The organism is Mycobacterium sp. (assembly GCF_035653355.1).
In the GTDB taxonomy this organism is placed as follows: Bacteria; Actinomycetota; Actinomycetes; order Mycobacteriales; family Mycobacteriaceae; genus Mycobacterium.
This window is the reverse complement of record NZ_DASRBZ010000559.1, coordinates 1-4,788: the sequence shown is the minus strand read 5'-3', so window position 1 is coordinate 4,788 and position 4,788 is coordinate 1. Positions and strand designations below refer to the sequence as shown.

6 protein-coding genes and 1 tRNA gene are annotated in these 4,788 nt (G+C 64.7%); 3 read left to right on the top strand and 4 right to left on the bottom strand.

The genetic code is table 11. The features are described 5' to 3' along the window. The 4 genes from VFA16_RS19160 to pgm form a co-directional block, all read right to left on the bottom strand. Positions 1-532 (bottom strand): histidine phosphatase family protein (locus VFA16_RS19160; RefSeq protein WP_324969336.1); only part of this gene is annotated, 532 nt, incomplete at its 3' end. A 494-nt stretch (positions 533-1,026) separates the two neighbouring features. Beyond that, positions 1,027-1,404 (bottom strand): hypothetical protein, encoded by a 378-nt coding sequence (locus tag VFA16_RS19155; protein WP_048890871.1) that lies wholly within the window; start codon positions 1,402-1,404, stop codon positions 1,027-1,029. Between the two features lie 274 nt (positions 1,405-1,678). Then, positions 1,679-1,751: transfer RNA gene (locus tag VFA16_RS19150), tRNA-Ala, on the bottom strand. A gap of 65 nt (positions 1,752-1,816) precedes the next feature. Next, entirely contained in the window at positions 1,817-3,451 is a 1,635-nt protein-coding gene (gene pgm, locus VFA16_RS19145; protein WP_324969335.1) for a phosphoglucomutase (alpha-D-glucose-1,6-bisphosphate-dependent), read from the bottom strand. A gap of 80 nt (positions 3,452-3,531) precedes the next feature. On the opposite strand from pgm, the gene crcB (VFA16_RS19140) reads away from it, so the two are divergent. The 3 genes from crcB (VFA16_RS19140) to VFA16_RS19130 form a co-directional block, all read left to right on the top strand. Then, positions 3,532-3,930 (top strand): fluoride efflux transporter CrcB, encoded by a 399-nt coding sequence (crcB, locus tag VFA16_RS19140; RefSeq protein ID WP_324969334.1) that lies wholly within the window; start codon positions 3,532-3,534, stop codon positions 3,928-3,930. After that, complete coding sequence (crcB, locus tag VFA16_RS19135; RefSeq protein WP_324969333.1) at positions 3,927-4,292, top strand: fluoride efflux transporter CrcB; 366 nt, start codon at positions 3,927-3,929, stop codon at positions 4,290-4,292. Before crcB (VFA16_RS19140) ends, crcB (VFA16_RS19135) begins: the two co-directional genes overlap by 4 nt. Further along, a partial coding sequence (locus VFA16_RS19130) for a DUF190 domain-containing protein (protein ID WP_324969332.1) occupies positions 4,289-4,788 on the top strand: 500 nt, incomplete at its 3' end. The genes crcB (VFA16_RS19135) and VFA16_RS19130, both read left to right, overlap by 4 nt.

Here is a 4,788-nt window from a genome sequence, read left to right as displayed (position 1 = left end):
GTTCGCTCGAGAATGCTACGGTGGTGATCTTGCCGTCCGCGGCCCGTACCGGATGAGCCAGGGCATTGCTATATATGGTTTGAAGTGCGTTGGTAAAGCGCTTTTTGAACACCACCCCGTTAACGTCGGTGGAGCCTGGGGCCAGCATCGGCACGAAGGGTAGGCCGAGCGCCCACGCGACTGGGCCGACTATGTACAGAAGCCCCGCGAGGCTGAATTCCGGTAAGCGGTTGTAAATGCCCGCATTGATTTCGTTGAGACCAGGCAATATTTGCGCGTTCATCCGCAAGAGTTGAGTCAACGGCGCGGCGGTCTCCTGCGTCCTGATCAACTCCGATGCAAAGATGCCGGCAAAAGGGCCTTGCCGCGCGAGTACGTTGGCGACGGCGCGGGCCTGTTGCTGGCCAAGCTGAGTGAGCCGAGTTCCGGGCACCCCTGTGTCGATCAAGCCGTCCGCATTGGCTACGGACTGCCCGTGCCGCACGAAGTCTATGACGATCGACTCGTCCGCCCAGGCCTCCCCCGATCCCATATACAGAAGAACAGTCGAAAGCAGCAGGGCGGCAACGTTGCGGAATTGCTTCGTCAGCAATGGACGCGCGGATTACTGCCGGCGACCAGTGCCACGGTGGAAATGACACCTGACAGCAGCGCGGTTCGTGCGGTTGAGAGGATGGCGGTGGGTCGGCGCATGGCAGATGTCCTTTCCTCTAACCACTTCGAGTTCCGTCAGTACGGTTCCGCCGATTTCGGCCGAATAGTGTGGCAGAAGTTAACTCTTGTGGCAGAAGTAAAGTATCTGGCTATTAGTAGGCGGCGGCGCAATAAGTTTTCGCAGTCCGAAACCATGTCGTGACCGTGTCGTTATGGCGAAAACCGTTCAACGCCGGAACCAATCACATCATGATCAATCGGATCACTTGCGGCAACAAACGGTTCGTGCGTTACTCCAGCGACATGACGCGGAGTTGCTGCGCCGCAATTCTTTTCACTTTAGCTCAAGTCGACCGGGTGGGGTCTCGGCCTTCACCATTTGATCCCGTGAGATTCTGCGAGCCCGCCGAGCACCTCAGCGCAGCCCATCAGAAACGCGCGCTGATCGGGGCGCAGCCCGGAAGGGACTTGCAGCAACCCAGCCCGACAGAAGTCGGCGGCCTGCGGTGCCGTTCCAATGACATCCTGGGGCCGCTTGCCCACCGACGTGGTCTCGTGGAGGAAAGCCTGCCTTGCCCACGACTCACCCAGCGTATAGCTGCGGTAACACGGGGTGAGTTGGTTGTCGGGGGCCGTTATCGACGTACACCAGTCCGGAGGCCCGGCGTGGGCAGGAGTGCTGGCCACTAGGGTCATGCTCGCCGCGAGGGCGCCCAGCGCTGCAGCGAGCAATACCTTGATGGTGGTCATCTAGCGCTCATTATGGGGTGAGCATGGTGGCCTGTGCCCAATATGCCAGTGGCTCAACATGTGCGGCATGAATGCAACAGTTCGGGTGGCTGGCCCTTGGCCACCGCATGGAGGCGTCGCGCCTGCGGTACGGCGGGTCATCTGCGGCATGAGCCGCATCATGCCGCACCCGACCATGTTGCCCGCAAAGCCACGCCGTACAGGCAGGCAACATTGGGCGGCGAGTACCCCGAGCGAACCTTGACACGCGTACCGGTCGCGTCCCGTGGAATCGTGGAGCTAAGGGGACTCGAACCCCTGACCCCCACACTGCCAGTGTGGTGCGCTACCAGCTGCGCCATAGCCCCGTGCAGTCGTGCCCATCGAAGCTACACCAACCGAAACTACCGTTCAAAGCCGCTGATCACGGCTGTCAGCCGATGACTTTGTCGACCACCTGCTGCGCCGCCTCCTGGACTTCGGCCAGATGCTCAGGACCGCGGAAGGACTCGGCGTAGACCTTGTAGACGTCCTCGGTACCCGACGGGCGAGCCGCAAACCATGCGTTGGCCGTGGTCACCTTGAGCCCGCCCAGCGGCGCGCCATTTCCCGGAGCCGCGGTCAGCTTCGCGGTGATCGGCTCGCCGGCCAGCTCGGTGGCGCTTACCTGCTCGGCCGAAAGCTTGGCGAGGCGAGCCTTCTGCTCCCGGTCGGCGGGCGCGTCGATGCGGGCATAGCTCGGCTCGCCGTATTTGTCGGCCAGTTCCCGGTAACGGTGCGACGGCGTCGCCCCAGTGACGGCCAAAATCTCGGCGGCCAGCAGTGCCAAGATGATGCCGTCCTTGTCGGTGGTCCACACCGACCCGTCGCGGCGCAAGAATGACGCTCCCGCCGATTCCTCGCCGCCGAAACCGATGGCGCCGCCGATAAGAGGTTCGACGAACCATTTGAACCCGACCGGAACCTCGAGCAGCGTACGGCCCATGCCGGCGACCGCCCGGTCGATGATCGACGAGCTGACCGCGGTCTTACCCACAGCTAGGTCGGCCGGCCAGGACGGCCGATGGGTGTAGAGGTAGTCGATGGCCACGGCCAGGTAGTGATTCGGGTTCAGCAGCCCACCGTCGGGCGTGACGATGCCGTGCCGGTCGGCGTCGGCGTCGTTTCCGGTGGCCACCTGGTACAAGTCGCGGTTGGCGATCAGCGAGGCCATCGCGTCCGGCGAGCTGCAATCCATCCGGATCTTGCCGTCGCTATCCAGCGTCATGAACCGAAAAGTCGCATCCACCAACGGGTTGACCACGGTCAGGTCGAGCCCGTGCCGCTCAGCGATCACCTCCCAGTAATCCACGCTGGCCCCGCCCAGCGGGTCGGCGCCAATCCGCACCCCGGCGTCGCGGATCGCGCGGATATCGATCACGTTGGGCAAGTCGTCGACATAGGCGTCCAGGTAGTCGTGCCGCCACGCGGTGCGCAGTGCACGAGCCAGCGGTGTCCGCTTCACCTCCGACAGGCCACCGCGAAGAATCTCGTTGGCGCGCTTGGCGATTGCGTTAGTGGCATCGCTCTCGGCCGGGCCGCCGTTGGGTGGGTTGTACTTGAAGCCGCCGTCTGCCGGCGGATTGTGCGACGGCGTCACAACGATGCCGTCGGCCAGGCCGTCGGCGCGGTCGCGGTTGTAGTTCAAGATGGCGTGGCTGACCGCCGGTGTGGGTGTGTACCGGTCGGCGGAGTCGATCATGGCGACCACATCGTTGGCGGCGAGCACCTCCAGCGCCGACACCCATGCCGGCTCGGAAAGAGCGTGCGTGTCCCGCCCGATCAACAGCGGGCCGGTCGTACCCTGGGCGGCGCGGTACTCGACGATGGCCTGGGTGATGGCCAGAATGTGGGCTTCGTTAAACGCGCCGTCCAGCGCTGAGCCCCGGTGTCCCGATGTACCGAACACCACCTGCTGAGCGACGTCATCGGGGTCCGGTTCAATGGTGTAGTACGCCGTCAGCAGGTGCGGCAGATCGACGAGGTCTTCTGGCTGGGCCGGCTGACCGGCACGCGGATGAGACACCATGGTTCCAATTCTGCCCACGTCCGGTCGTAGGCCCGCGGCGGTGTGCTTCCGCGCACCCGGGCAACGAAAGGAATCGCCTAGTGGCAGGCCATGATTACCGCGAGTTGGGGGCGATCTTCGCCGGCGGAGCGTTAGGTGCGCTGGCCCGCGCTGCGCTGACCGCCCTGGCAGCCGGCGACCCGTCGCGCTGGCCGTGGCCGACGTTCACCGCCAACGTCGTCGGCGCCTTCCTGGTCGGCTACTTCACCACCCGGTTGCTGGAGCGGTTACCTTTGTCGAGCTATCGCCGCCCGCTGCTCGGCACTGGTCTGTGCGGTGGACTGACCACGTTTTCGACTATGCAGCTCGAGATCCTGGCGATGATCGAGCACGACAAGTACGGGCTGGCGGTCGGCTACGGCGTGGCCAGTATCGGGCTGGGACTACTGGCGGTGTATCTGGCCACCGCACTGGTGCGCCGGGTGCCGGTGCGCGGATGACGGTCGCAGTGTGGATCGGCGTGATGGTCGTCGGTGGCATCGGCTCGGTGCTGCGTTTCCTCGTCGACCGGGCGGTGGCTCGCCGGGCGGCGCGGTCGTTTCCGTTCGGGACGTTGACGGTAAACGTCAGCGGCGCAGCGTTGTTGGGGCTAGTCGGCGGTCTGGCGTTGAGTCGGCAGGCGGCCCTGTTGGCTGACACCGCGTTCATCGGCTCCTACACCACGTTCTCGACGTGGATGCTGGAAACCCAGCGCCTCGCCGAGGAGCGCCAAGTCTGGGCCGCACTCGCGAACATCGTCGTCAGCGTCGCGCTGGGCATGGCTGCGGCGCTGCTGGGACAGTGGATCGGGAGCCGGCTATGAGCGAGCCGTGCCTGAAGTTGACCACCTACTTCGGTGAGCGCCAGCGCGCGGTGTCCGATGGTGCGCGGCCCGGCTTCCTGGCGGACGCGATGCTGGATCTGTTCGGCGCTCGTGAGGTCGCAACCAGTGTCATGTTGCGCGGTATCAGCAGCTTCGGGCCCCGTCATGTGTTGCGCACGGACGAATCGCTGAGTTTGTCCGAGGATCCACCGGTGACGATCGCCGCGGTCGACGTGGAGTCGAAGATCACGGGCCTAGTCGACGACGTGGTCGGGATGACCGCGCGCGGGCTGGTGACTCTGGAGCGGGCCCGGTTGGCAACCGGCAACGTCGACGTGGCCGGTGACTCCGACGAGCGCGACGCCGTCAAGCTCACCATCTATGTGGGCCGTCAGGAACGGGTGGTCGGGGTGCCCGCCTACCGTGCAGTGTGCGATCTACTGTATCGGCGCGGATTCGCCGGAGCCTCAGTGTTTCTCGGGGTCGACGGCACCGC

Excerpts from the sequence above, each read along its gene's own strand:
- crcB (WP_324969333.1), top strand. The coding sequence starts at position 3,927 with ATGACGGTCGCAGTGTGGATCGGCGTGATGGTCGTCGGTGGCATCGGC.
- pgm (WP_324969335.1), bottom strand. The coding sequence starts at position 3,451 with ATGGTGTCTCATCCGCGTGCCGGTCAGCCGGCCCAGCCAGAAGACCTC.
- VFA16_RS19155 (WP_048890871.1), bottom strand. The coding sequence starts at position 1,404 with ATGACCACCATCAAGGTATTGCTCGCTGCAGCGCTGGGCGCCCTCGCG.